This window comes from Microbacterium marmarense (assembly GCF_037204165.1).
In the GTDB taxonomy this organism is placed as follows: domain Bacteria; phylum Actinomycetota; class Actinomycetes; order Actinomycetales; family Microbacteriaceae; genus Microbacterium; species Microbacterium marmarense.
On the sequence record NZ_JBBDGL010000002.1, the window covers coordinates 452,969 to 476,796 of the forward strand.

Here is a 23,828-nt window from a genome sequence, read left to right on the forward strand (position 1 = left end):
GGGTGCGGCTACTGAGCGGCGCGCTCGATGATGAGCTCACGCACGCGAGCAGCATCCGCCTGGCCCTTCATCGCCTTCATGACCGCACCGATGATCGCTCCCGCAGCTTGGACCTTGCCGTCACGAATCTTAGCGAGCACGTCGGGCTGTGCAGCAAGAGCCTCATCGATCGCCGCCAACAAGGCGGTGTCATCTGACACCACGGCCAAGCCGCGGGCGTCGACGACTTCCTGTGGGGTGCCCTCGCCAGCGACGACCCCCTCGAGCACCTGCCGCGCTAGTTTGTCGGTGAGCGTTCCCGCATCGACGAGCGACTGCAACGCCGCGACATCGGCGGGAGTCGCCAGCTCAGATGCTTCGCGGCCGGCTGCGTTCGCGAGGCGTGTCAGCTCGCCCGTCCACCACTTTCGCGCCGTTGCCGGCGTCGCGCCTGCGGCGACAGTCGCGGCGATCTCGGCGAGCAAACCACCGTTGGCCACGTCTTGGAACTCGAGATCTGTGAAGCCCCACTCCGCCTTGAGCCGTCGTCGACGCGCGGCTGGCGGCTCAGGAAGCGCGTTGCGCAACTCGTCGATCAGCTCAAGTGATGGTGCGACCGGGAGCAGATCCGGCTCGGGGAAGTATCGGTAGTCATCAGCATCGGATTTCGGACGACCGGGCGAGGTGGCGCCCGTGTCTTCGTGCCAGTGGCGCGTTTCTTGGGTGATCGTCCCGCCATCGGCGAGGATCGCCGCTTGGCGCTGAATCTCGTATCGCACGGCACGTTCAACGGAACGCATCGAGTTGACGTTCTTCGTTTCGGTGCGGGTACCGAGCTTCTCTTGCCCACGCGGACGAATCGACACGTTCGCGTCGCAACGCAAGTTTCCGCGCTCAAGCCGAGCCTCCGAGATGCCCAGCGACAGCACGATATCGCGGATCGTCGCGACGTAGGCTTTCGCGATCTCCGGTGCCCGGTGCTCTGCCCCGTAGATCGGCTTTGTGACGATCTCGACCAGCGGGACGCCGGCACGGTTGTAGTCGACGAGCGAGTACTCGGCGCCCTGGATGCGTCCGGTCGCGCCGCCCATGTGGGTGAGCTTTCCGGCGTCTTCTTCCATGTGCGCCCGCTCGATAGGCACCGTCACGACGGTGCCATCAGCGAGCTCGACATCCACCGAGCCTTCGAAGGCGATCGGCTCATCGTACTGGGATATCTGATAGTTTTTGCCCAGATCAGGATAGAAATAGTTCTTTCGAGCGAAACGACTCGAGGGGGCGATTGAGCAGCCAAGAGCCAGACCCAAGCTGATCGAGTACTTGACTGCTTCTGCGTTGACCGTGGGCATCGAGCCAGGCAATCCCATATCCACCGGCGCGACCAGAGTGTTGGGCGCCGCATCGTGGTTGTCGGAATGAGCCGGGTTCGCAGCACCCGAGAACATCTTGGTCTTGGTGTTGAGTTCGACGTGCACTTCGAAACCGAGTACCGGTTCGTACAGTTCCAGAGCTTTGTCGAAGTCCATCAGTTTGGCTTTAGCCATCAGAGCACGCCTCCTTCGCGTGCGAGCAGCTCGGGCGCGCGGTCAAGCAACGGCCCTCCCCATGAATCAACAAGTGTCGCCTCAAGCGCGGCGCCGACACGGTACAGACGTGCGTCCTGACGAGCAGGAGCGAGGAACTGAATACCCACGGGCAGGCCATCTTCTTCAGCGAGCCCCGATGGGATCGAGATTCCTGGAATGCCGGCGAGGTTGGCCGGGATTGTCGTCAAGTCGTTGAGATACATCTGAAGCGGGTCGTCGATCTTCTCCCCGATGCGGAATGCTGTTGTCGGCGCCGATGGCGTCGCGATGACGTCAACCGAAGCGAATGCTGCATCAAAATCCTGCTGAATGAGCGTGCGCACTTTCTGTGCGGACCCGTAGTAGGCGTCGTAGTAGCCCGCTGACAGAGCGTAGGTGCCCAGAATGATGCGCCGCTTGACCTCGGGACCGAAACCCGCATCTCGAGTTGCAGCCATGACGTCCTCCACAGTTCCCCCAGGAACGTCCACCCGCATGCCGAAGCGCACCGAGTCGAACTTTGCGAGGTTGCTCGAGGCTTCAGCCGGGAGAATCAGATAGTAGGCGGCAACCGCATACTCGAAGTGCGGCGCACTGATCTCGACGATCTCGGCACCCTGCGCTTGCATGGTCGTCAGCGCGGCGCGGAAAGATGCAGACACGCCAGTCTGAAAGCCCGCATCCGCGAACTCTTTGATGACGCCGACCTTGAGCCCCTTGAGCACGTCGCCTCGCGCGCCCTCGCGGGCAGCGTCGGCGAATGAGGGCCATTTCTCGGAAATGGAGGTGGCATCGTGGGCGTCGTATCCGCCGATAACGTCGTGGAGGAGCCCCGCGTCGAGGACGTTGCGCGTGACGGGTCCGACCTGGTCAAGGCTCGATGCGAGCGCAATCGCTCCGTAGCGGCTTACTCCGCCGTAGGTGGGTTTGATGCCCACGGTGCCCGTGACGTGCGCGGGCTGACGAATTGAACCGCCGGTGTCGGAGCCAAGTGCCAGCGGCGCTTCGAATGCGGCTACGGCGGCAGCTGAGCCGCCCCCGGAGCCGCCGGGGATACGATCCAGATCCCACGGGTTGCGAGTCGGCCCGTAGGCGGAGAATTCCGTCGACGAGCCCATGGCGAACTCGTCCATGTTTGTCTTACCGAGCGGAACGAGACCCGCCGCGCGCGAGCGCGCCACGACCGTGGCATCGTACGGCGACATGTACCCCTCGAGGATCTTCGATCCGCTGGTGGAGGGCATATCGGTGGTGACGAGCACATCCTTGATCGCCAGCGGCACTCCGGCGAGGGCGCCAAGCGCTTCACCAGCCGCCCGGCGTCGGTCGATATCGGCAGCAATGTCGAGAGCGTGGTCGCTCACGTGCAGGAACGCATGAACGTCGCCATCGACTGCTGCAATGCGATCAAGGTGCGCCTGGGTCGCCTCAACGCTCGATACTTCGCGTGCGGCCAGCTTGTCTGCCAGCGCAGCGGCGCTGATCCTGGTCAAATCTGTCAAGGGAATTCCTTACTGCTCTTCGCCGAGAATGGCGGTCACCCGGAATCGACCGTCAGCCGAGTCGGGAGCGTTCTGCAGCACCTGGGCGGAGGTGAGCAAGTCACCCACCTCATCGGCGCGAAACACGTTCTGCATCGGGATCGGGTGACTCGTCGCTTCGATGTCGGCAGTTGCGACCTCGGACACCTTCGCGATGTTGTCAACGATCGCGTCGAGCTGACCGGTAAGTTGCTCAACTTCTTCGTCGTTCAGTTGGATGCGGGCGAGCACACCGAGGTGCCGCACAAGTTCTGGGGTGATTTCAGACACCCGACAAGTGTAGGCGGTCACGCTCGCCCTCTCCCGTGGCGACCGACAGCGACAGTTAGGCTGGTCGACGTGACGACGACGTATGACCCGCCAAGACCATGGATCGCCAGCTACGCGGATGGTGTGCCCGCAGATCTGACCCCGGCTACCGGTTCTCTGGTGGATATCGTGAACGCGTCGGCGCGGGACTATCCAGAAGCGCCTGCACTGCAGTTCTTCGGGCGCGAGACGACCTACAGAGCTATGCATGACCAGATAGAGCGGGCTGCCGAAGGTTTGCGCGCGCGTGGCGTGAGCGCGGGAGATCCTGTCGCGTTGGTGCTGCCGAATTGCCCGCAGCACATTATTGCGTTCTACGCCATTCTTCGCGTGGGTGGCGTGGTGATCGAGCACAACCCGCTCTACACGCCTCGCGAGATGCGCAAGCAGTTCGAAGACCACGGCGCCAAACACGCCATTGTGTGGACCAAGGGCGTAAAGATAATTCAGGAGTTTCCCGAAGATCTCGCCGTTGCGAATCTCATCTCCGTCGACGTGACACACGCCATGCCGCTTGGCATGCGTCTTGCTCTTACTCTCCCTATCCCCAAGATTCGAGAGTCTCGCGAAGCATTGACGGAGCGTGTGAACGGCACGACATCGTGGGAGAGCATTGTCGGCTCCCCTCCCCTATCGAGTGCGCACCCGATGCCTGAAACCGATGACCTCGCACTCATCCAGTACACGAGTGGCACCACGGGAACGCCAAAAGGTGCCGCGCTCACCCATCGCAACCTGCTCTCCAACGCCGCCCAGGCTCAGGCTTGGGTGCCATCGATCACGCGCGGCGATGGATGCGTCGTCTACGCCGTATTGCCGATGTTCCACGCCTACGGATTGACGCTGTGTCTGACGTTTGCCATGTCTATGGGCGCGCGACTTGTGCTGTTCCCCAGGTTCGATCCCGACATGGTGCTCGCGGTGCATAAGAAGCATCCCGCAACATTTTTGCCTCTCGTTCCCCCTATCGCCGATCGTCTGCTCAAAGCAGCTGAGGCGCAGGGCATTTCTCTCCAGGGCACAGAAGTGGCTATCTCGGGTGCGATGGCTCTTCCCCACGAGCTGGTTGTTCCGTTCGAAGAAGCATCGGGGGGCTTCCTCGTCGAGGGCTACGGGCTCAGCGAGTGCTCACCCGTGCTGATGGCAAACCCCGTCGCTGACAACCGAGTGCCTGGAACCGTCGGGCTGCCCCTGCCCGGCACTGAATGTCGGGTCGTCGACCCAGACGATCCCACCATCGACGTGCGCGCGGGTGAACGCGGTGAACTCATCGTGCGCGGCCCGCAGGTGTTCAGCGGGTACTACGGCAAGCCTGAAGAGACCCAGAAGGTGTTCGTTGATGGTTGGTTTCGCACCGGCGACATCGTTCAGATAGACGATGACGGGTTCGTGCGAATTGTCGATCGCATCAAGGAACTGATCATCACCGGCGGGTTCAACGTCGCCCCGACCGAGGTGGAGATCGCGTTGCGCCAGCACCCTCAGGTAGAGGACGCGGCCGTCGTGGGGCTGCCAAGCAGCCATTCCGGCGAAGAGGTCGCCGCGGCGATCGTCATCGCCCCGGGAACTGATATCGATGTCAGTGCGGTGCGTGAGTACGTGCGCAACATTCTCACGCCATACAAGGTTCCCCGGCAGATATTCATCGTGGATGAGCTGCCGAAGTCGCTCATCGGAAAGGTGTTGCGTCGCCAGGTGCGCGAGGAGCTGCTTCAACGCCTCGCAACGGGCTGATCACTCAGCGTCAAGTCCTGCGGGCCCTTGAGTGACCAGAGTGTGAAATTGCTCGGCATTCAGAATCCGCACCCCGAGCGCTTCCGCTTTCGCCAATTTGGATCCTGCCCCGGGTCCTGCTGCAACGAAGTCTGTCTTCTTCGACACGCTCGAACCCGCTTTTCCGCCCGCCTGGACAATCGCCTCTTGGGCCCCCTCTCGGGTGTACCCGTCGAGCGATCCGGTCGCCACAACGGTCATGCCCTCGAGCACACCGCCGCGCTGAGCAGCCGCTCCCGGCCCCGGATGCCCAGGAGTTGCCAGCTGTGCGCCGGCCCGTGACCACCGTTGGACGATCTCGCGGTGCCAATCGACCGCGAACCAGTCCAGCAGTGAGTCCGCGATGATCGCCCCTACTCCTTCGACCGCAGCAAGTTCTTCACGAGTTGCCTCGCGGATCTCCTCAATCGAGCCGAACCATCCTGCAAGCGCGCGCGCAGCGACCGGCCCGACATGGCGAATGTTCAACGCAACCAGATAGCGCCAAAGCTCTTTCGTCTTCGCCTTCTCGAGTTCCGATAGAAGCGTGAGCGCTTGAGCTGAGGGGTGCAACACCAGGTGGTCTTTTCGCACGCCCGCGGCTCTCCGCTCAGCAGGGGTGGCGTTCTCCCAACCCGGTGGATAGGTGCGCTCCGTGCGTTGAAAGGGCGCACGCCGCACGGGCTCACCCGTACGGTCATCTATGCGCGGCTCGCCGGTCTCGGCATCACGCACCAGCACTTCGATGGGCACCAGCTGGTCAAGTGTGAGGTCAAACAACCCGGCTTCGGTTTCTAGCGGCGGAGACGTCGGCAGCGAGGGCTGAGTCAGCGCCGCCGCCGTCACTTCTCCGAGCGCTTCGATGTCTAGCGCTCCCCGAGACCCCACGTGCTCCACTCGCCCGCGCACTTGTGCGGGACACGTGCGAGTATTCGGACACCGCAGGTCGATATCGCCCTCTTTCGACGGAGCAAGCTCGGCGCCGCACTCGGGACAATGCGTGGGCATGACAAACGCTCGCTCAGTGCCATCGCGAAGCTCAACGACCGGCCCCAGAACCTCAGGAATCACGTCTCCCGCTTTGCGCAAGACGACGGTGTCGCCGATCAGAACGCCCTTGACCTTCACGACGTCTTGGTTGTGCAGTGTGGCTTGGCGTACGACGCTTCCGGCTACGCGCGCCGGCGCCATCATCGCAAACGGCGTTGCGCGCCCGGTACGCCCGACGGAGACGACGATGTCGAGCAGCTTCGTGTTCACTTGCTCTGGCGGGTACTTGTAGGCAATCGCCCACCGCGGCGCCCGGCTGGTGGCTCCGAGTTCGTCATGCAGCGCAAGTTCGTCGACCTTGACGACGACGCCGTCGATCTCGTGCTCCACATCGTGACGGTGCACTCCGTAGTGCGTCACGAACTCCAACACCCCATCGACCCCATCAGCGGTCTGAAAGTAAGGACTGGCTGGTAGGCCCCAGCCGCTCAGCAGCGCATACACCTCGCTCTGCGAATCGACCGTCGGCTCGGGCCACGCTCCGATGCCATGCACGAACAGCCGCAGCGAATTCACGCGCGCCACACCCGCCTCGTGCTCGAGGCCGGTCTTCTTGTCGAGCTGTTGGCGCAGTCCACCGCTGGCCGCGTTGCGGGGATTCGCGAACGCAGGAAACCGGCGCTCGGCACTGAGGCGTGCTTTGTCTTCGTCAAACGCTCGACTGCGACTACGAGCACGGCTCTCTTCGAACGCGCGATCTCGCATAGTCGCCTGCAGCGCATTGAGTCGCTCGAACTCCGCGACGGGAATGAACACCTCGCCGCGCACCTCAACGATGTCGGGATGACCGCTGCCGGCGAGCTGCTGTGGAATGCCCGCAACCCGCACAGCGTTGGCGGTGACGTCTTCTCCCACTCGCCCGTCGCCGCGGGTCGCCGCAGAGGTCAAAACGCCGTTCTCGTAGCGCAGGCTGATAGCGAGGCCGTCGATCTTCAATTCGTTGAGCCAGCGCACTGGACGACCCGCAGCCGACTGCGTCTTCACGCACCATTCTCGCAGCTCGTCAGCGGAGAACACGTTGTCGAGACTGAGCATCCGTTCCGAGTGCTCGACCGGATCGAAAAGGGTGCTTGTTGCGGCGCCGACACTGCGCGTAGGAGAATCCTGACCCTGCAATTCGGGGTATAGCTGTTCAAGAGACTGCAGGCGCGTCATCCAGCCGTCGTATGTCGCGTCGTCAACAATCTCAGCGCCATCGCCGTAATACGCATCTCGCGCACCGATCACCAGATCGGTGAGCCTGCGAGACTCGTCACGGGCGTCGTCGAGGTTCAGCGCATTGAGGTCGCTGTCGTCCTGCATCTCACGTGCCACCCAGCCAGTCTAGAGACGGCCACCGACATCACGCCGTTGCTGGCACCGCCGACACGGTGTGCGCAATCGTAAATTGGCCGACCACGCGCGTTCCGTCGTAGATAACCGCGGTTTGACCGGGTGCGACGCCCTCAAAAGGAGTGTCGGGAAGAACAGTGATGACGCCGCTATCGACGCGTGCGCGAGCGGGCACGGGGTCAGCGTGAGCCCTGATCTGAACCTCACAGTCGAAAGCGGTCTCGCTGGGCGCACGACCTGCCCAGGAATGCCGATCTCCTGAAATCTCACCGATCGCCAGCGCTTCCTTCGGGCCGACCACAACCGTGTTCGAGACCGGCCGGACTTCAAGCACGAAACGAGGCTTGCCGTCTGCGGCCGGAGTGCCCAGCGAAAGCCCGCGGCGCTGTCCTACCGTGAACGAGTGGGCGCCTTCGTGGCTGCCGACTACAGAACCGGAGCGGTCGACGATCTCACCTGTGGCGGTCCCTACCTTCTCTGCAAGCCACCCTCGGGTGTCGCCGTCTGGAATGAAACAGATGTCGTGGCTATCTGGCTTCTGTGCAACGGTGAGCCCGCGCTCTGCGGCCTCGGCGCGAACGATCGCTTTCGAAGGGGTCGATCCCAGCGGAAAGTATGTGTGCGCAAGTTGCTCTGCGTTCAACACACCCAGCACGTACGACTGGTCCTTCGCAGCGTCTGACGCTCGGTGAAGCTCAAGCCCTTCAGGTCCGTCGATGAGGGTGGCGTAGTGACCGGTGCACACCGCGTCAAAACCGAGCTCGATCGCCCGCTCGAGCAAGGCCGCGAACTTGATCTTTTCATTGCACCGCATGCACGGGTTGGGCGTTCTGCCGGCGCGATACTCGTTGATGAAATCATCGATCACGTCGTCACGGAAGCGCTCCGAGAAGTCCCACACATAGAAGGGGATTCCCAGAAGATCGCTGGCACGGCGAGCGTCCATCGCGTCTTCGATCGTGCAACAGCCACGGCTTCCCGTGCGCAGCGTGCCACCAGCGCGCGACAGTGCCAAGTGCACACCGACGACTTCATGGCCAGCATCCACCGCCCGGGCCGCAGCAACCGCGGAATCAACTCCACCACTCATCGCCGCTAGAACACGCATTGGTCCAGTTTACGATCGCTCGGCTGTACGTGGGCCGGATGCTGCGCGGGCCCGTTCGACCGCTGCCGGCAAAACTCGCAACAGCGCGTCTATGTCGTCCTGGGTCGAGGTGCGTCCGAGGGTGAAACGGAGCACCTGGCGCGCCTGCACCGCGTCGCGACCAAGAGCGAGCACCACGTGTGACGGCTCTGGAACGCCCGCCTGACAAGCCGAGCCTGTCGACACCGAGACCTGCGCCTGGTCAAGCAAGAAGAGCAAGGTTTCACCGAACGCCCCGGGAAACAAGAAGTGGGCGTTTCCGGGAAGCCTGTTCACCGGGTCGCCAAGCAGAGTCGCATCGGCCACCGACCCCAGCACGCCCTGGATCAGGTTGTCACGAAGCGCTTCCAAGCGCACCGCCTCTGCCTCGCGCTCAGCCACAGCAAGCTCGGCCGCGACAGCAAACGCTACCGCGCTCGCGACATCCTGGGTGCCAGCACGCAGGCCTCGTTGCTGCCCACCGCCGTGGAACAAGGGAGATACCTCGGCCTTGCGCGAAACGACGAGGGCGCCGATTCCTGTGGGTCCACCCACCTTGTGCGCTGACACGCTCAGCGCCACCAGCCCGCTACGGCCCTGTGCCCCGCCCCGCCACTGCCGAAACGAAACCGGCAAGTGACCGAACGCTGCGATCGCATCGAGGTGCAGCGGCACACCGGCCTCAGCCGCAACTTCGCTCAGCGCCACGGCGTCATTGACGGTGCCGACTTCATTGTTGGCTGCCAGCGCGGTCGCGAACGCGGCGCCTGGCAGCTGCCCGGCGAACGTCTCCGGCGCGACACGCCCAAGGGGATCGAGTGGCACCTCGCGCACGCCGGCGCCTTGATAGTCACGCAGCCACTGCGCAGCATCCACCGTCGAGTGGTGTTCGCCCTCGGGCATCACGAATCCGGTCGCGGCGGCACCACGGGTCCACCACAGCCCCTTCAACGCGAGGTTGACCGCCTCGGTGCCACCGGAGGTGAAGACGACCTCGATCGGTTCGCAGTCGATCGAGGCAGCCATGCGCTCGCGCGCCTCTTCGAGCACGCGCCGTGCGTTTTGCCCACTGCCATGAATAGACGAGGCGTTTCCGACGATCGCACTGGCCTCGAGCCATGCGTCACGTGCTTCAGGGCGCAACGGCGATGTCGCAGCATGGTCGAAATAGTGCGACACGCGTGATTCTCCGTCCTGTCGTAACGCGCTTGACTCAGGGCCTTACTACTGTAGAGCGCATGCCCCGCCCGAAGGCCATGTCGTCGTCCGATCCTCAGGACACAGCAGACAGCCCATCCTCAGCGCCCGTACCCGAAGCCCCTGCGCCCGCAGGCCTGCTTGACAGCAGCCTCGACAATCTGGGTGTCACGTACCAGGACGATGGCGGCACGATTCGCGTGTGGTCTGCGAACGCCGAAGACATCGAGCTGGTCATCTTCGACGACACGGATCTTGATTGGATCACCGACACCGTGACTTTGTCGCCAGTCGGCGGTGGAGTGTGGCAGGGAACCACGCCTTTGCTTCGGCCGGGGGCGAAGTACGCCCTCCGCGCCGACGGGCCGCACTCGGCCGGCAACACGTTCAACGACAGCTTTCTGCTCATCGACCCATACGCGCGCGGACTCGCTCCGAGCGGACACGGTGAGTGGCGCTCTGTGGCCGTCGATGGCGGGTTCGATTGGGGCGGCGTGCAAAAGCCCGCGATCCCCATGGACCGCACGGTGCTCTACGAAGGCCACATCAAGGGAATGACCAAGCGTCACCCTGATGTGCCAGCGGCCTTGCACGGCACATATGCGGGCCTGGCGCACCCCGCCATGATCGAACACTTCCGGAGCCTCGGTGTCACCAGCATCGAGCTGCTGCCGGTGCACGCGTTTGTGACAGAGCCACGCCTGCTGCAGCACGGACTCTCGAACTACTGGGGCTACAACACCCTCAACTTCTTCACTCCTCACGACCTGTACGCGACCGTGGAATCCCGCCAGAACGGCCCCGACGCGGTGCTTCGGGAGTTCAAGGGCATGGTTAAGCTTCTTCACGAAGCCGGACTCGAAGTAATTCTCGATGTGGTTTACAACCACACCTCGGAAGAAGGCCTGGGCGGCCCACGCACCAGCCTTCGCGGGCTTGACAACCGCTCGTACTACAGACAGCAAGAAGACGGGGCGTACATCGATGTGACGGGATGCGGCAACTCGGTGAACACCTCGACCGATGCCGCGGCGCGATTGATCCTGGACTCGCTGCGCTACTGGGCGAACGAAGTGCAGATCGACGGATTCCGATTCGACCTTGCCGCGACGCTCGGACGTGACGGCGCCCACACCTTCACTCCAGACCACCCGCTGCTGCGCACGATCATGGACGACCCCCAACTCGCAGGTGTCAAGAAGATCTCTGAGCCGTGGGACGTCGGGATGGGTGGCTGGCAGACCGGAAACTTCGGCGAAGGCTGGAGTGAGTGGAACGACCGATACCGCGATCGGGTGCGAAACTTCTGGCTCAGTGACGTGGACTATGCCCGACGCGCATCGACGTCGCCGGTGGGCATTGGCGGACTCGCCACGCGCCTTGCCGGCTCTTCGAATACTTTCAGTGCAGAGCGGGGTCCGATCGCGAGCATCAACTTCGTCACCGCTCACGACGGATTCACGCTGCGAGACCTGGTGTCGTACGACGTCAAGCACAACCTGGGAAACGGCGAGCAGAACCGCGATGGTGCCGACACCAACCGCTCCTTCAACCACGGTGCTGAGGGGCCCACAACCGACGAACGCATTCTGGCTACTCGTCGAAAAGCCATGCGAAATCTGCTCGGCACGCTCATGCTGTCTGCCGGTGTGCCGATGCTCAGCGCGGGCGATGAGTTCGGGCGCACGCAACGAGGCAACAACAACGCGTACTGCCATGACTCCGCATTGACCTGGCTCGCATGGGACCACGCGCCATGGCAGAAAGAACTGTTCGCGCACGTGCAGACGCTCATTCGCCTGCGCAACGAGAACCCTGCGATCCGGCCAACCCGTTTCGCGCGGCTTGACGAGTTCACGCCTTCTGCGTCGGTGATGGAGTGGTACGACGAGTCCGGCGAAACGATGTCGGCCGAACGGTGGACGTCGCCGGCACACCGCACATTGCAGTACGTCGCGGCATCAACTCCAGAGAACGAGGACTTCAACCGGGTGCTGCTGATGATTCACGGCATCGAGACGCCTATTGACGTCACTCTGCCTGAGATCGAGGGTGTCACGCGGTATGTATCGCTCTGGTCGAGCGCTGATGAGGTTCCCGACGAGGACCACGCTGTTTTCGCCCCGAACGACGTGGTGCCGTTGGCAGGAACGTCGATGCGCTTCTTCCGCGCGGAATGAGATTTGTCGCTGCACACGCCCCGACATGCCGCGCGGGAGAATTGATAGCGCGGTAGGTTCAAGACGTGGCCAGCAAAAAGCCTTCAGCGTCCCCCCGTCCATGGCGGAGCAACTCACATGTTCCTCTGCGCCCGGTTGTGCCGTGGCAGCAGAGCACCGATACACGTGCGAGCCGCATCCCCTTCGCCAAACCCGCACCCACGGTGCCGTGGGGCGACTACTCCCCTAGCGCCTTCGTCGGCGAGGTCGTTCCCTTTCGCGTGACCGCGTTTCGGGAGGGGCACGACATCATCGGCGTGCAACTGCGGCTGACCTCTCCTGCTGGGGAGGACTCGTTGCATCGGTTGCGTGCACTCGACAACGGCTTCGACGAGTGGCAAACAGAGGTCGCTCCGCTGGAAAGTGGCGTATGGAGCTATCGATTCGAATCCTTCACCGACGAGTTCGCTACGTGGAAACATGCCGCAGATCTGAAGATCTCTGCCGGCGTAGATGTCTCTCTGATGCGCACGATCGGTGCGTCGCTGTGCGAGAGCGCGGCTCGTGAAAAGGGCCGCCCCGCGGCCGTGCGTCGTTTGCTCACCAACGCGGCCAGCGTCTTGCTTTCTTCTGAGACGAGCGACGAGCAGGTTCTTGAGACCGTGCGAGACGAGAGCCTGGAGGCGGTGTTTCACGCTCGTCCGCTGATGTCGCTCGTGACCGTCGGCGAAACCTTCGAGCTCTTGGTCGAAAGGACGCTAGCGGGCGCAGGGGCGTGGTACGAGTTCTTCCCTCGTTCAGAGGGCGCACGGCAATTGAAGGATGGCTCGATCAAGAGCGGCACATTCCGCACTGCTATGAAGCGTCTGCCAGCAGTTGCGGCGATGGGATTCGACGTGCTCTATCTGCCGCCGATCCATCCCATCGGCACGATCAACCGCAAAGGTCGCAACAACACTCTCGACCCGGGGCCGACCGACCCCGGGTCTCCGTGGGCTATCGGGTCGGCTGCTGGCGGTCACGACGCTGTTCACCCCGACCTCGGCACCCTCGCTGATTTTCGAGCGTTTGTGCGCGCAGCGCGAAAAGAAGGCATCGAAGTGGCTCTGGATCTCGCGCTCCAAGCGGCACCCGATCACCCGTGGGTGGCAGAACACCCCGAGTGGTTCACGACACTGCCCGATGGCACGATCGCGTTTGCCGAGAACCCGCCGAAAAAGTACCAGGACATCTACCCGATCAACTTCGATAATGACCCGGAAGGCATCCGAGTCGAAGTTCTGCGAATCGTGCGCCATTGGATCGCTCAGGGTGTGTCCATCTTTCGCGTCGACAACCCCCACACCAAGCCACTCCAGTTTTGGGAGTGGCTGATCAAGACAGTGAACGCCGAGCATCCTGAAGTGATCTTCCTTGCCGAGGCGTTCACCCGGCCCGCCATCATGCAGTCGCTCGCGGCAGCGGGTTTCCAGCAGAGCTACACCTACTTCACGTGGCGCAATACGAAAGCGCAGCTCGAAGAATTTCTCGGGAGTTTCACCCGGGAAACGGCGGATTTCCTTCGGCCGAATCTCTTTGTGAACACGCCAGACATTCTCACGGAGTATCTGCAGTTCGGCGGTCGTCCTGCGTATCGAATTCGCGCAGCCATCGCCGCAACAGCTGGACCAACGTACGGCGTCTACGCGGGATACGAGCTCTATGAGAATGTTGCTCGACCCGGGGCCGAAGAGAACATCGACAACGAGAAGTACGAGTACAAGACGCGTGACTGGGAGGGTGCGGAAGAGCGTGGCGACTCGCTGGCGCCCTTCTTGCGTCAGCTCAACGAGATTCGCGCCTCGCACCCAGCCCTCGGCCAGCTGCGAAACGTAACGGTGCACTGGAGCGACGACGACGCCATCCTCGTCTACGTCAAGCATCTCGACGCCGCGTTCACACCGACCGGCGAGAGCGACACACTGATCATCGTGGTCAACACCGATCCCCACTCGGTTCGCGAAACGATGGTGCACCTCGACACCCAGGTTTGGGGGGTGACTCCCGGCGACCCGTACCAGGTGCGTGACCTGATCACGGGTGCTGAGTGGACGTGGTCAGACCATAATTTCGTTCGACTCGACGCTTTTCACGAACCGGTACATATCCTTCACGTCAGGGGTCTCGCATGATGCCATCACAACAACTCCTCGACACGGTCGCCACCGGCTCGCACCACGAGCCACACGCTGTGCTGGGGCTGCACCAGGGAGTGACCGATACGGGCGAAAGCGAGTGGGTTGTGCGCGTTCGCCGGCCACTCGCGAAGGGCGTTACTGCGGTGTTCCGCGATGGAAGCCGCACACCGCTGGAACACGTACGTGCGGGCATTTGGGAAGGCACCCACGCGGGCAAACCTGGGGCGTACGCCGTTGTTGCCACCTACGACGATGGTTCCACCCACACGGCAGAGGACCCCTACCGCTTCTCCCCCACGATCGGCGAGCTCGACCTGCATTTGATTGCCGAGGGCCGGCACGAGCAGCTGTGGGACGCGCTAGGAGCCCACGTGCGTGTGATCGACGAAACGCCCGGCGTATCTTTCACCGTATGGGCGCCCAACGCCCGTGCGGTACGCGTGGTCGGCGACTTCAACGGCTGGGACGGCCAAGGCCACGCGATGCGCTCTATGGGTGGCAGCGGCGTCTGGGAACTGTTCGTGCCCGACCTCGGCAGCGGCGTCAACTACAAATTCGAGATCTTGACCAGGTCGAGCCAATGGATCATGAAGGCTGACCCGATGGCACGGTTCGCAGAGATCCCTCCGGGCACGGCCTCGGTCGTCGAAGAGTCTTCCTACGAATGGAACGATGCTGCCTGGATGAAGACACGCGCGAAGACGACACCGACGACGTCGCCGATGTCGGTGTACGAAATCCATTTCGGATCGTGGCGTCAAGGGTTGTCATACCGCGATGCAGCAGATCAGCTCGTCGATTATGTATCGGCGCAGGGGTTCACGCATATCGAGTTCATGCCACTCGCTGAGCACCCGTTCGGTGGTTCTTGGGGTTACCAGGTCTCCGGCTATTACGCCGCCACCAGCCGATACGGAAGCACCGACGACCTTCGCTACCTGATCGACCGACTCCACCAGGCAGATATCGGCGTGATCATGGATTGGGTTCCCGGTCACTTTCCCAAAGACTCCTTCGCGCTAGGCAAGTTCGATGGTGAAGCGCTCTACGAGCACCCAGACCCTCGCCGCGGCGAGCATCGCGACTGGGGTACCTACATTTTCGACTACGGACGCAATGAGGTACGCAACTTCTTGGTTGCAAACGCATTGTTCTGGTTTGAAGAGTTCCATATCGATGGGCTGCGCGTTGACGCGGTCGCCTCGATGCTGTACTTGGATTACTCTCGCGAAGCAGGTGAATGGGAGCCTAATGTTCACGGCGGTCGCGAAAACCTCGAAGCGATTCATTTCTTGCAAGAGGTGAATGCGACCGCGTACAAGCGGTACCCCGGCATCTCGATGATTGCAGAAGAGTCCACAAGCTTTCCCGGCGTCACCGCACCTACCAACCACGCCGGACTCGGGTTCGGGTTCAAGTGGAACATGGGGTGGATGAACGATTCGCTCGAGTACATCAAGCGTGATCCGATGTACCGCGCTCACCACGAGGGCGAACTCTCCTTTTCATTCGTGTACGCGTTCAGCGAGAACTACATGTTGCCGATCAGTCACGACGAGGTCGTGCACGGAAAAGGCAGCCTTATCGGGCGAATGCCGGGTGATCATTGGCAGCAGTTGGCGAACGTGCGCGCCTACTTGGCGTACATGTGGGGTCACCCAGGCAAGCAATTGCTCTTCATGGGGCAGGAGTTCGGCCAGATCGCAGAGTGGTCTGAAAGTCGCTCGCTCGATTGGTGGATGCTGGATCAGCCCCCTCATGCCCAGCTGGCTGGCTTCGTCGCGACGCTCAACAGTGTCTACCGCGAGCAGGCGGCGCTGTGGTCTAGAGATAGCGATTCATCAGCGTTCACTCGTTTGGGTGCACCGCACTGGAACGCCAACGTCTCGGCGTTCGCGCGGCGCGACTGGCACGGCAACACGATCGTGGTCGTGTGCAACTTCGCTGGTACCCCCCAGAACGACTTCACTCTCGTGCTGCCCGAAACTGGTGTCTGGGAAGAAATCCTCAACTCGGATGCTGCCGCGTACGGCGGTTCGGGGGTCGGCAATCTCGGCGTGGTCAACACCGACGATGACGGGACAGCTCACTTCACCTTGCCCCCGCTGGGTGTGCTGTGGCTGCGCCACAGCACACAGAAGCATATTCCCTCGCCCACGCGCGGCTAGGCCGGTCAGCCGTCCGCAGAGGCTGCTAGAACAGCAGTGAGGCTAGTTTCCCGCGCGCGCGCAGGACGCGCGGGTCGTCGTCGCCGATGACACCGAACAGCTCAAGCAGGCGTTCGCGCACCACTGCCCGTTCGTCGTTGGGAAGGTGGGCAAAGAGTTCCAGCAATCGCCCAAAGGAATCCTCGACGTGGCCACCCGCCAGATCCAGGTCGGCCACAGCGAACTGAGCGGATGGGTCGAGCGGGTTGGCAGCAGCGATGGCACGCGCTTCTTGAAGATCGAGGCCCTGCACCCGATTGAGTAAACTCACCTGGGCAAGTCCCGCGCGAGCATCAGCATCGCGCGGATTCTCTGCGAGGGCTTTGGTGTAGGCCGCGATCGCGCGCGGGTAGTCGCCGGCTTCGATAGCGTCGTACGCTTCGGCATGCAGCGGCGGCAAGGGCGGCGCCGGCGGCTCTTCTGCGGCATCGTCTGTCGAGGGCGCATCGCTGACCGGAACGGATCCCGTCACCCCGTGCTGCTGCGCAAGCTGCAATAGCTGTGCGAACACGTCGCGGAGTTGTTGCTCGGAAACTGCGCCGCTGAAAAGCGGAACCGGCTGCCCGGCGACCAGGCCGACCACCATAGGGATCGACTGCGCGCGAAACGCTTGAGCCAGCTGCGGGTTGGCGTCGACGTCCACTTTGGCGAGCACCAGTTTGCCAGCGAGCTCGTTGACAACCTTCTCAAGCATCGGACTCAGTTGCTTGCTGGGCTCAGACCATTCCGCCCACAGATCAATGACAACCGGAACCGTGCGTGAAAGCTCGACCACTTCTTGGAAGCCGTCGTCCGTCGCGGTGAATACCAGCGACGGCGATGCAACGCTGCCGTCAGACGCCGTCGCGGCCGAATCAGCTGCTGGCGTCGCTGGTCGATTGCGAAGACTGGAAAGGTCGACGGCACCGCGGAGGTTAGCGCCGGTCATGGGGTTGCTCAATTGATCACCTTTGCACCGAGTATGTCTGATCCGTATCCGAGCAAGCGGATCTTCTCTGTCGATCCCTGTCCCGGAACGTAGAAGAATACCTGATCCGAGTAGTCGGTAGAAAAGCCGGTTGCAGACTGATCTTCGCCCGTGAGTTCTTCCACCATCGGATTCCCAGACAGCTTGATGAATGCGTCTTCATTCGTCGGCTTCACCGAATCGTGCTCGGTGATCGTCACTGCGACAATGGCGCCACTTTCAAGCGTAGCGAGGGCGATCGGCTCGTCGGTGCCTGGCGTCGTGCTGAAAGTAAGCTCACCCGTAGTGGAACCAGTCTCGTTGAACGCTGCGAGGCGCTCTTCACGATCTGCTGCGATACTCACCCGGAGCGCGTCAGTCTCTGCGTCAAACAGACCGTAGTACTCGCTGTCTTCGTCATTGTTGATGACGTCGGAATACGCCGTGGCGAGATCTTCTGGCGCGATCAACAAGAACGGAGAGTCTGGTTGCACCTGTGCGGCACCGATATAGTCCGGGGCGAGATCGGGCATCAAAGTGGATGCTTCCAGTCGCGCGACATGCGAGATCTTGTATTCAGCCCACGGGTCAGCCTGGCTCATAACGACGATGGTGGCGAGCTTGCTGGCTTCGTCGTCGACAACAGCCATCACAGACCGAGGCCAGCCATCGTATGCCTGTGGAAGGAGGATCTCGAGGGGTTGGTTGAGGATGGGATCCGGCGTCGCCGTGTCTTCTAAGGCGTCTCGCAACACGTAATTCGTCTCGCGTACCGCCAACGCGGGGCCAGAGAGCCGCGTGGCGGCGAGATCAGCATCCATCGACTCATCTGCCTCAGCAACCGTGGTGGAGATCTCCGCCAAGATTCGCTCGGCCTGTGCTTTGGTCACCGCAGGCGGCTTCTGCCCTTCCGGAGCGACAACGGTCGCGGTGGGTGACGGCGTGCTCGCGGGGGTCAGCTGCGGCCAGGCATCAGCGGCGCAACCAGAGAACAGCAGGGCGGCAACGGCGACACCGGGTACAACGGCAAATGCGCGTCGTGATCCGGAGATCGAACGACGGGTGGGGGTGGAACTGATCACGCCCTTCTCCTCTGCTTCGATAGTGGCGACGTCGATGGGTTCGGTGACGGGTATCGGCAGCCCCTTTCGCCGTGGCCCGCGAGAGCGGCGAACATGGTTGATCCCAAGAATGTAGAGGAACACGCCGACGGTCATGAGAATCGCACCCAGCGCAATCAGCGGTCCTGCCAACGGGGTGCCGTTGCCGATCGGCCACGAGACTGAAATCGCCGACGGAGCTGGCAGCGTTCCATCGGCGGCGACGAGCACACTCATTTCTTCGGGTAACTGCAGTGAAGCAATCAGCAGGTCGCTCTGCTGAAACTCGTCCAACCACAGGTCAGATCCCGCCGGGCTTCTGCCGGCGATCACAACGCCCGTGTCAGGCTCTTGTTCAGGCACATCGGTCGCAACGGCATCTTCGGTGGCTTCCGGGGTCGCTGGCGCGTCGGTCGCTGGGGCGGATGCTTCGTCATCCTCAACAGCGGGCGGCACCGGTTCGACAAGAGAGACGTCGATCTCACCGGCGGCGTCGAGCGTGACGGAGTTGTAGGTGGTGTCGGCGAGCCAGGCTTGCATGTCTGCGGTGCGACCGTATGCGGCGAAAATCTCGCCCTCCGCGTTGGCACGCAAAGTCTGAGACCCCGGAAGAGCGTTGAACACGGCACCGTCAATCAATACGAACGGAGCGTCTTCGGTGACACTGATCTCCGCTGTTTCGGTCGTCGGCCCTTGGAACACCGTTCGCTGGGCGATACCCGCGACAATCAGCACGGTTGCCAGCACGAATGCCACCACGGCCCAAACGAAACGCACGAAGAACACCTTTCCGGGGTAGTTGCAGAAGGCAACACACCTCCGACTCGACATTTCAGACTAGCGAACTACACCTGAGAGGCGACCCGGAGGTGTCATACACAAGCCTGAGCGTGTGCAGTGCGTATCCTGACCAAGAAGAACAATTGCAGACCTTGAAAGGAGTCCGGTGAAGCTGCACAATCCGTTCCGGACCGCGTTCGTCGCCACTTTGGGCGTTGGCCTCGGGCTCCTGCTCATCGGCAGCGTACAGACGCTGTCGACGATTCTGCTCTACGTTGGCACGGCGCTATTCCTCTCTCTAGGACTTGATCCCATCGTCGCCTGGCTCGAGCGAAGAAAACTGCCACGGTGGGCGGCAGTACTCATCACGATTCTTGGCGTGCTGGCAGCCTTCGCGGGCATCATTCTGATGATCGTGCCGGTGATCGTCGGGCAGATCAGCCAGCTCGTCACCCAGATACAACGACTAGTCGAGAACGGCACGTGGGACCCGATCCCGCAGCTCAAGGACTGGCTGCACACCACCTTTCCCACGCTGCTCGTCGACGATGTCTTCGAGTATCTCGAAGAGTGGCTTGCTGAACTCGATCTCGGTGAGATCGGAGGATCGATCGGTGGCGGCCTCCTGGCGGTGGGTGCAGCTGTCATCGCGGGGCTCGGCGGCGCATTCATCGTGCTGATTCTCACCATCTATTTCACGGCGTCCACCCCGCACCTCAAGAGCGCGGTATACCAAGCCGTCCCGGCCTCGAAGCGCCCGCGGTTCATAGATCTCAGCGAGCAAATCACTGCATCCGTGGGCTTCTACGTGATCGGTCAGCTTTCGCTAGGCGTGATCAACGGCGTTCTCAGCGTGATCTTCTTGAACATCATCGGCGCGCCGTTTCCTGCTGTGCTCGCCGTCATCGCCTTCTTCTTCTCACTCATTCCGCTCGTCGGCACGCTCACGGGCTCGACCATCATCGTGTTGACCTGTCTGATCCCGGGCCTGGGAAGCCCCACGGTCGCGCTCATTGCCGCGATCTACTACCTGATCTACATGCAGGTCGAGGCATACGTGCTCGCCCCCAGGATCATGGGGCGCGCAGTGTCGGTGCCGGGAGCAGTCGTTGTAATCGCGGCACTTGCTGGCGGTTCGCTGCTCGGCTTGCTCGGCGCGCTGGTGGCAATTCCCGTTGCGGCAAGCGTGCTGATCATCTACCGTCAGGTGCTGATCCCCCGCCAGAACGAACGCTAGCCAACCGTTTCGACGCCGTCTACTCGTCGTCGGGCCACTCGGTAGCGAGCGGCAACGCGTCGGGATTGACAGCGCCCACGATTTCGGTCAGCACGCGACGCGTTTGCGTTTCGCCGACCCACAGGTGCTTTCCCCCCTCGACTGCGATGAGGGTCGCCTCGGGCACGGGCGAAAAGCGCTGCACCGCCTCGGCAGGTCGCAGATAGTCGTCAAACTCGGGGATGAGCACGACCAGTGTTCGCGGGTCGCCTTTCCACGCCGCGACGTCTTCTTCCGTGGCGCGGTGCAACGGGGGTGATAGTAGAATCGCACCATTCACATCGTGATCGCGTCCGTACTTCAAAGCGATCTCGGTGCCGAAGGACCAGCCGACCAGCCAAGGATTGGGTAGCTCTCGTTCCCGCACGAAGTCCATTGCCGCGGCGAGATCGAATGCTTCTGCGCCGCCGCCATCGAATGCACCCTCACTGGTGCCGCGCGGTGATGTGGTGCCACGCGTGTTGAACCTCAATACCGCCAGATCGGCCAGTGCCGGCAATCGAGCGGCGGCCTTGCGCAGAATATGTGAATCCATGAACCCACCCGCCGTCGGCAGAGGATGAAGCGTTACCAGCGTGGCCACGGGTGCCCGGTCAACCGGCACGGCCAGTTCGCCGACCAGCGTCAATCCATCCAGCGTTTCGAACTCGATGTTCTCTCGCAGAGCGGGTAGGGCGAATGGCCCACGGATTTCCATCAGTTGATCCTCCAACAGGCTGTGTGCCAGTGTCTACGCGCTTCGAGGTCTGCCCTGTCGCCGAGCACGCCATCAGCACGCCACGCGACGATATGAGCTTCTGCCACCTGAATGCCGCGACCGCAACCCGGGCACGCATAGACTTTCTGCGCATTCTGTGCTGACACCGGCTGCACGGTCCACTCGCCTCCCCGCTTGCTCTCAGTGCGCTTGAATCCCGACAACATTCTCTGGAACGAGTCGTCGTCCCCTGGGTCCGGTCGACGTCGATTAGACCTCGGCATTCGATCAGAACCGGTCCGTCAACGCCGGCGTGCCCTGCAGGGAATGCGGGCTACCGAAATTGATCAGCGGAAGTAGCGAAGTCACAGTGACACAATTCTACCGACCCGCTCAGGAGCGAACGGTAGGGGCCAGCGCACTTATTCGACCGCGAGCATCACTTCGACAACCGCATCAAGCACGGCATCTACTTGAGCCTCACGATAGCCACCGCGTTGCATGCGAAAAGCTACGCCGCGCACCTGCTCAACCGTCACAGACTCGCCGGTCTGCAAGTACGTCGATAGCTTGTCTGCAACCAGGTCCACTTCTTCGACGCGATAGCCGTAGCGCAGCGCGCTGACGCGCGCGAAACGCGATCGCCGAGGGCGGGATAGCCGGTCTAAAACCACCTGCGCGGTTTCTCGGGTTTGGCCGACCCACTCCGAAACCCCACCGCGCGCGACTGCCGCTTCGCGTTCTCGCGCCGCGAAAGCGTCTTCTATGCGACCAAGCGCAGCATCCACTGCAGCGATCGAGTATCCACCTCTAACGAGCGGGAACGCCACCTGTCTGACCTCGGAAGACCCTATGGGCTCCTCCCCCTCTTCGAAGGCCACCCGCGCGCGAGAGATGAACGCGTCTACCTCTGCCGGGGCGTACCCCTTGGTGCGTCCGCGGGTAAGGGGAAAAGCAGACTCTTTGGTCTCTACAGTGGTCACAGCACCGCCAAAGGGGAGAAGAGGTAGTAAAGCCCGAGTGCTGCTGCCGTCGAGGGCAGAACCGAGTCGAGTCGGTCGAGGATTCCGCCGTGCCCTGGAAGCCATGAGCTCATGTCCTTGATCCCCAGATCGCGCTTGATCATTGACTCGCCAAGGTCGCCGAACGTCGCAGTAGCCAATATCACCAAACCGAAGATGAACCCGAACCACCATGGCAGACCGAGCATGAAGATCGAGATGAGCATCGCAATTCCCACGGCTGCGACCACAGCGCCAGCGAAGCCTTCCCAAGTCTTTTTGGGGCTGATCAAGGGCGCCATCGGGTGTTTTCCGAAGGTAAGACCCGCCGCATATGCGCCGGTGTCAGCGGCTACAACCACGCAGACGAAACCGAGAACCCACCATTCTCCGTGCTCTTGACGTACCAAGACCACACAGATGCTCGCCAGGAACGGGGCGTACAACTGCACGAAACCAGACACCAACGCATCCGACAGCACGTCAGCGTAGGCGCGTCCGTCTCCCGCCGTCATCTGGGCGAAAAGTCGCCAAACGATGACCGTGGCGACCGCTATGAAAACCGCGATCCAGAGCATCCAAGAGTCGAAAAAGTAGCCTGTCAATATCAGCACGCTGCCCGCGACGAGCTGTGGGGCGACGTCGACCCGACGTCCGGAGCCATTCATGGCTCGCGACAGCTCGACGGTTCCGAGGATGCTCGCAGCAAGAGCGAAGATGACGAACAGGCTCTTGAAGAACAGCAGAGACCCGAGCAGCACGCCGCCGATCGCGAGAGCAATGACGATCGCGAGAATGAGATTGCGACCAGTGCGTTCTTTGATGCGTTCGTTCGCTACTTCGAACTCAGCGCGGGCGTGAGCAACTTGGTTCTCAATCTCGCTGCGCGCGGCCCGAATCTGCGACTGCAGGTGCGCCGAAGAATCAGCGGCTACGCCCTCGCCAGGCGCAGTCGCCCGCCGCGGGTCCGTTCGCTGATTCGCTACCTCGTGAGGGGTGCTCTCGGGTTCCTGTTCCATCTGCCAATTCTCAGACTTCGAGAAGCTCAGCCTCTTTGCGTTTGAGCGACTCGTCAATGGCATCAACGTGCGCGCGCGTGAGCGCATCGAGCTCTTTCTCGGCCCGTACCAACTCGTCTTCGCCTACATCACTCTTCAGCGCGTCCAGGTCGTCCTTCGACTTGCGGCGGATTCCGCGCACGTGCACCTTCGCGTCTTCGGCTTTTCCACGCACGAGCTTGACGTACTCTTTGCGTCGCTCTTCCGTGAGCTCCGGCATCGAGATGCGAACAATGTTCCCATCGTTCGTCGGATTGGCCCCGAGATTCGGCATTTCTCGAATGGCCTGCTCGATCGCCTTGAGCGCCGATTTGTCGTAGGGCGTCACGATAATAGTGCGCGCTTCGGGGCTGTTCAACGAAGCCAACTGGGCCAGGGGCGTCGGGCTGCCGTAGTAGTCAACCAGCACCTTCTGAAACAGTTGGGGGTTCGCACGTCCGGTGCGCACCGTGGCGAAGTCCTCCTTTGCCGACTCAACGGCACGGTCCATGCGTGTTCCCGCATCGGTTAAGACGTCCGCAATCACTGTGTCTCCTTCACTGGGTGGGGCAGGCTAAGTCTACTGGGGGTGTCGGC

General features: G+C 62.2%; 18 protein-coding genes. 5 read left to right on the plus strand and 13 right to left on the minus strand.

Annotation, left to right across the window (positions count from 1 at the left end):
• Positions 1-8: 8 nt before the first annotated feature.
• The 3 genes from gatB to gatC are packed head-to-tail and all read right to left on the minus strand — an operon-like array spanning position 9 to position 3,355.
• Positions 9-1,523 carry an Asp-tRNA(Asn)/Glu-tRNA(Gln) amidotransferase subunit GatB gene (gene gatB, locus WDU96_RS08575; RefSeq protein ID WP_337338071.1) on the minus strand — a complete coding sequence of 505 codons (1,515 nt, stop codon included), beginning with the start codon at positions 1,521-1,523 and terminating at the stop codon, positions 9-11.
• Positions 1,523-3,046 (minus strand): Asp-tRNA(Asn)/Glu-tRNA(Gln) amidotransferase subunit GatA, encoded by a 1,524-nt coding sequence (gene gatA, locus WDU96_RS08580; protein WP_337338072.1) that lies wholly within the window; start codon positions 3,044-3,046, stop codon positions 1,523-1,525. Before gatA ends, gatB begins: the two co-directional genes overlap by 1 nt.
• Positions 3,047-3,055: 9 nt before the next feature.
• The gene (gene gatC, locus WDU96_RS08585) at positions 3,056-3,355 is read right to left on the minus strand and encodes an Asp-tRNA(Asn)/Glu-tRNA(Gln) amidotransferase subunit GatC (RefSeq protein WP_337338073.1); all 300 of its coding nucleotides are present in this window, start codon (positions 3,353-3,355) and stop codon (positions 3,056-3,058) included.
• Between the two features lie 69 nt (positions 3,356-3,424).
• Between gatC and WDU96_RS08590 the strand changes: the two genes are divergently transcribed.
• Entirely contained in the window at positions 3,425-5,128 is a 1,704-nt protein-coding gene (locus tag WDU96_RS08590; protein ID WP_337338074.1) for a long-chain-fatty-acid--CoA ligase, read from the plus strand.
• Here the strand turns inward: WDU96_RS08590 and ligA are convergent, their stop codons facing one another.
• Genes ligA through WDU96_RS08605 form a run of 3 tightly spaced genes read right to left on the minus strand, consistent with a single transcriptional unit; the run spans position 5,129 to position 9,833 of the window.
• Positions 5,129-7,498 (minus strand): NAD-dependent DNA ligase LigA, encoded by a 2,370-nt coding sequence (ligA, locus tag WDU96_RS08595; RefSeq protein WP_337338421.1) that lies wholly within the window; start codon positions 7,496-7,498, stop codon positions 5,129-5,131.
• Positions 7,499-7,538: 40 nt separating this feature from the next.
• Complete coding sequence (gene mnmA / locus WDU96_RS08600; RefSeq protein WP_337338075.1) at positions 7,539-8,636, minus strand: tRNA 2-thiouridine(34) synthase MnmA; 1,098 nt, start codon at positions 8,634-8,636, stop codon at positions 7,539-7,541.
• A gap of 9 nt (positions 8,637-8,645) precedes the next feature.
• Entirely contained in the window at positions 8,646-9,833 is a 1,188-nt protein-coding gene (locus WDU96_RS08605; RefSeq protein ID WP_337338076.1) for a cysteine desulfurase family protein, read from the minus strand.
• A 59-nt stretch (positions 9,834-9,892) separates the two neighbouring features.
• Between WDU96_RS08605 and glgX the strand changes: the two genes are divergently transcribed.
• The 3 genes from glgX to glgB all read left to right on the plus strand — a co-directional run bounded on the left by glgX (position 9,893) and on the right by glgB (position 16,355).
• On the plus strand, positions 9,893-12,031 hold the full coding sequence (gene glgX, locus WDU96_RS08610) for a glycogen debranching protein GlgX (RefSeq protein ID WP_337338077.1): 2,139 nt from the start codon (positions 9,893-9,895) through the stop codon (positions 12,029-12,031).
• A 65-nt stretch (positions 12,032-12,096) separates the two neighbouring features.
• Positions 12,097-14,181, plus strand: a complete 2,085-nt coding sequence (locus WDU96_RS08615; protein WP_396668213.1) for a maltotransferase domain-containing protein — start codon at positions 12,097-12,099, stop codon at positions 14,179-14,181.
• Entirely contained in the window at positions 14,178-16,355 is a 2,178-nt protein-coding gene (glgB, locus tag WDU96_RS08620) for a 1,4-alpha-glucan branching protein GlgB (protein ID WP_337338078.1), read from the plus strand. Before WDU96_RS08615 ends, glgB begins: the two co-directional genes overlap by 4 nt.
• A gap of 25 nt (positions 16,356-16,380) precedes the next feature.
• Here the strand turns inward: glgB and WDU96_RS08625 are convergent, their stop codons facing one another.
• Together WDU96_RS08625 and WDU96_RS08630 are read right to left on the minus strand one after the other, a co-directional pair.
• Entirely contained in the window at positions 16,381-17,334 is a 954-nt protein-coding gene (locus WDU96_RS08625; protein WP_337338079.1) for a tetratricopeptide repeat protein, read from the minus strand.
• Entirely contained in the window at positions 17,331-19,217 is a 1,887-nt protein-coding gene (locus tag WDU96_RS08630) for a DUF8094 domain-containing protein (protein WP_337338080.1), read from the minus strand. The genes WDU96_RS08625 and WDU96_RS08630 overlap by 4 nt, the downstream gene beginning before the upstream one ends.
• 169 nt (positions 19,218-19,386) lie before the next feature.
• Between WDU96_RS08630 and WDU96_RS08635 the strand changes: the two genes are divergently transcribed.
• Entirely contained in the window at positions 19,387-20,457 is a 1,071-nt protein-coding gene (locus WDU96_RS08635) for an AI-2E family transporter (RefSeq protein WP_337338081.1), read from the plus strand.
• Between the two features lie 19 nt (positions 20,458-20,476).
• Here the strand turns inward: WDU96_RS08635 and WDU96_RS08640 are convergent, their stop codons facing one another.
• The 5 genes from WDU96_RS08640 to frr all read right to left on the minus strand — a co-directional run bounded on the left by WDU96_RS08640 (position 20,477) and on the right by frr (position 23,778).
• On the minus strand, positions 20,477-21,193 hold the full coding sequence (locus WDU96_RS08640) for an alpha/beta hydrolase (RefSeq protein WP_337338082.1): 717 nt from the start codon (positions 21,191-21,193) through the stop codon (positions 20,477-20,479).
• Complete coding sequence (locus WDU96_RS08645) at positions 21,193-21,477, minus strand: hypothetical protein (RefSeq protein WP_337338083.1); 285 nt, start codon at positions 21,475-21,477, stop codon at positions 21,193-21,195. Before WDU96_RS08645 ends, WDU96_RS08640 begins: the two co-directional genes overlap by 1 nt.
• Before the next feature lie 138 nt (positions 21,478-21,615).
• Positions 21,616-22,176 (minus strand): DivIVA domain-containing protein, encoded by a 561-nt coding sequence (locus tag WDU96_RS08650; RefSeq protein WP_337338084.1) that lies wholly within the window; start codon positions 22,174-22,176, stop codon positions 21,616-21,618.
• Positions 22,173-23,213, minus strand: a complete 1,041-nt coding sequence (locus WDU96_RS08655) for a phosphatidate cytidylyltransferase (protein WP_337338085.1) — start codon at positions 23,211-23,213, stop codon at positions 22,173-22,175. The genes WDU96_RS08650 and WDU96_RS08655 overlap by 4 nt, the downstream gene beginning before the upstream one ends.
• A 10-nt stretch (positions 23,214-23,223) precedes the next feature.
• On the minus strand, positions 23,224-23,778 hold the full coding sequence (frr, locus tag WDU96_RS08660; RefSeq protein WP_337338086.1) for a ribosome recycling factor: 555 nt from the start codon (positions 23,776-23,778) through the stop codon (positions 23,224-23,226).
• Between the last annotated feature and the right edge of the window lie 50 nt (positions 23,779-23,828).

Bases quoted from the DNA above. Each gene is read 5' to 3' on its own strand.
- gatB (WP_337338071.1), bottom strand. From the start codon at position 1,523: ATGGCTAAAGCCAAACTGATGGACTTCGACAAAGCTCTGGAACTGTAC.
- ligA (WP_337338421.1), bottom strand. From the start codon at position 7,498: ATGCAGGACGACAGCGACCTCAATGCGCTGAACCTCGACGACGCCCGT.
- mnmA (WP_337338075.1), bottom strand. From the start codon at position 8,636: ATGCGTGTTCTAGCGGCGATGAGTGGTGGAGTTGATTCCGCGGTTGCT.
- glgX (WP_337338077.1), top strand. From the start codon at position 9,893: ATGCCCCGCCCGAAGGCCATGTCGTCGTCCGATCCTCAGGACACAGCA.
- glgB (WP_337338078.1), top strand. From the start codon at position 14,178: ATGATGCCATCACAACAACTCCTCGACACGGTCGCCACCGGCTCGCAC.
- WDU96_RS08640 (WP_337338082.1), bottom strand. From the start codon at position 21,193: ATGGAAATCCGTGGGCCATTCGCCCTACCCGCTCTGCGAGAGAACATC.
- WDU96_RS08645 (WP_337338083.1), bottom strand. From the start codon at position 21,477: ATGCCGAGGTCTAATCGACGTCGACCGGACCCAGGGGACGACGACTCG.
- WDU96_RS08655 (WP_337338085.1), bottom strand. From the start codon at position 23,213: ATGGAACAGGAACCCGAGAGCACCCCTCACGAGGTAGCGAATCAGCGA.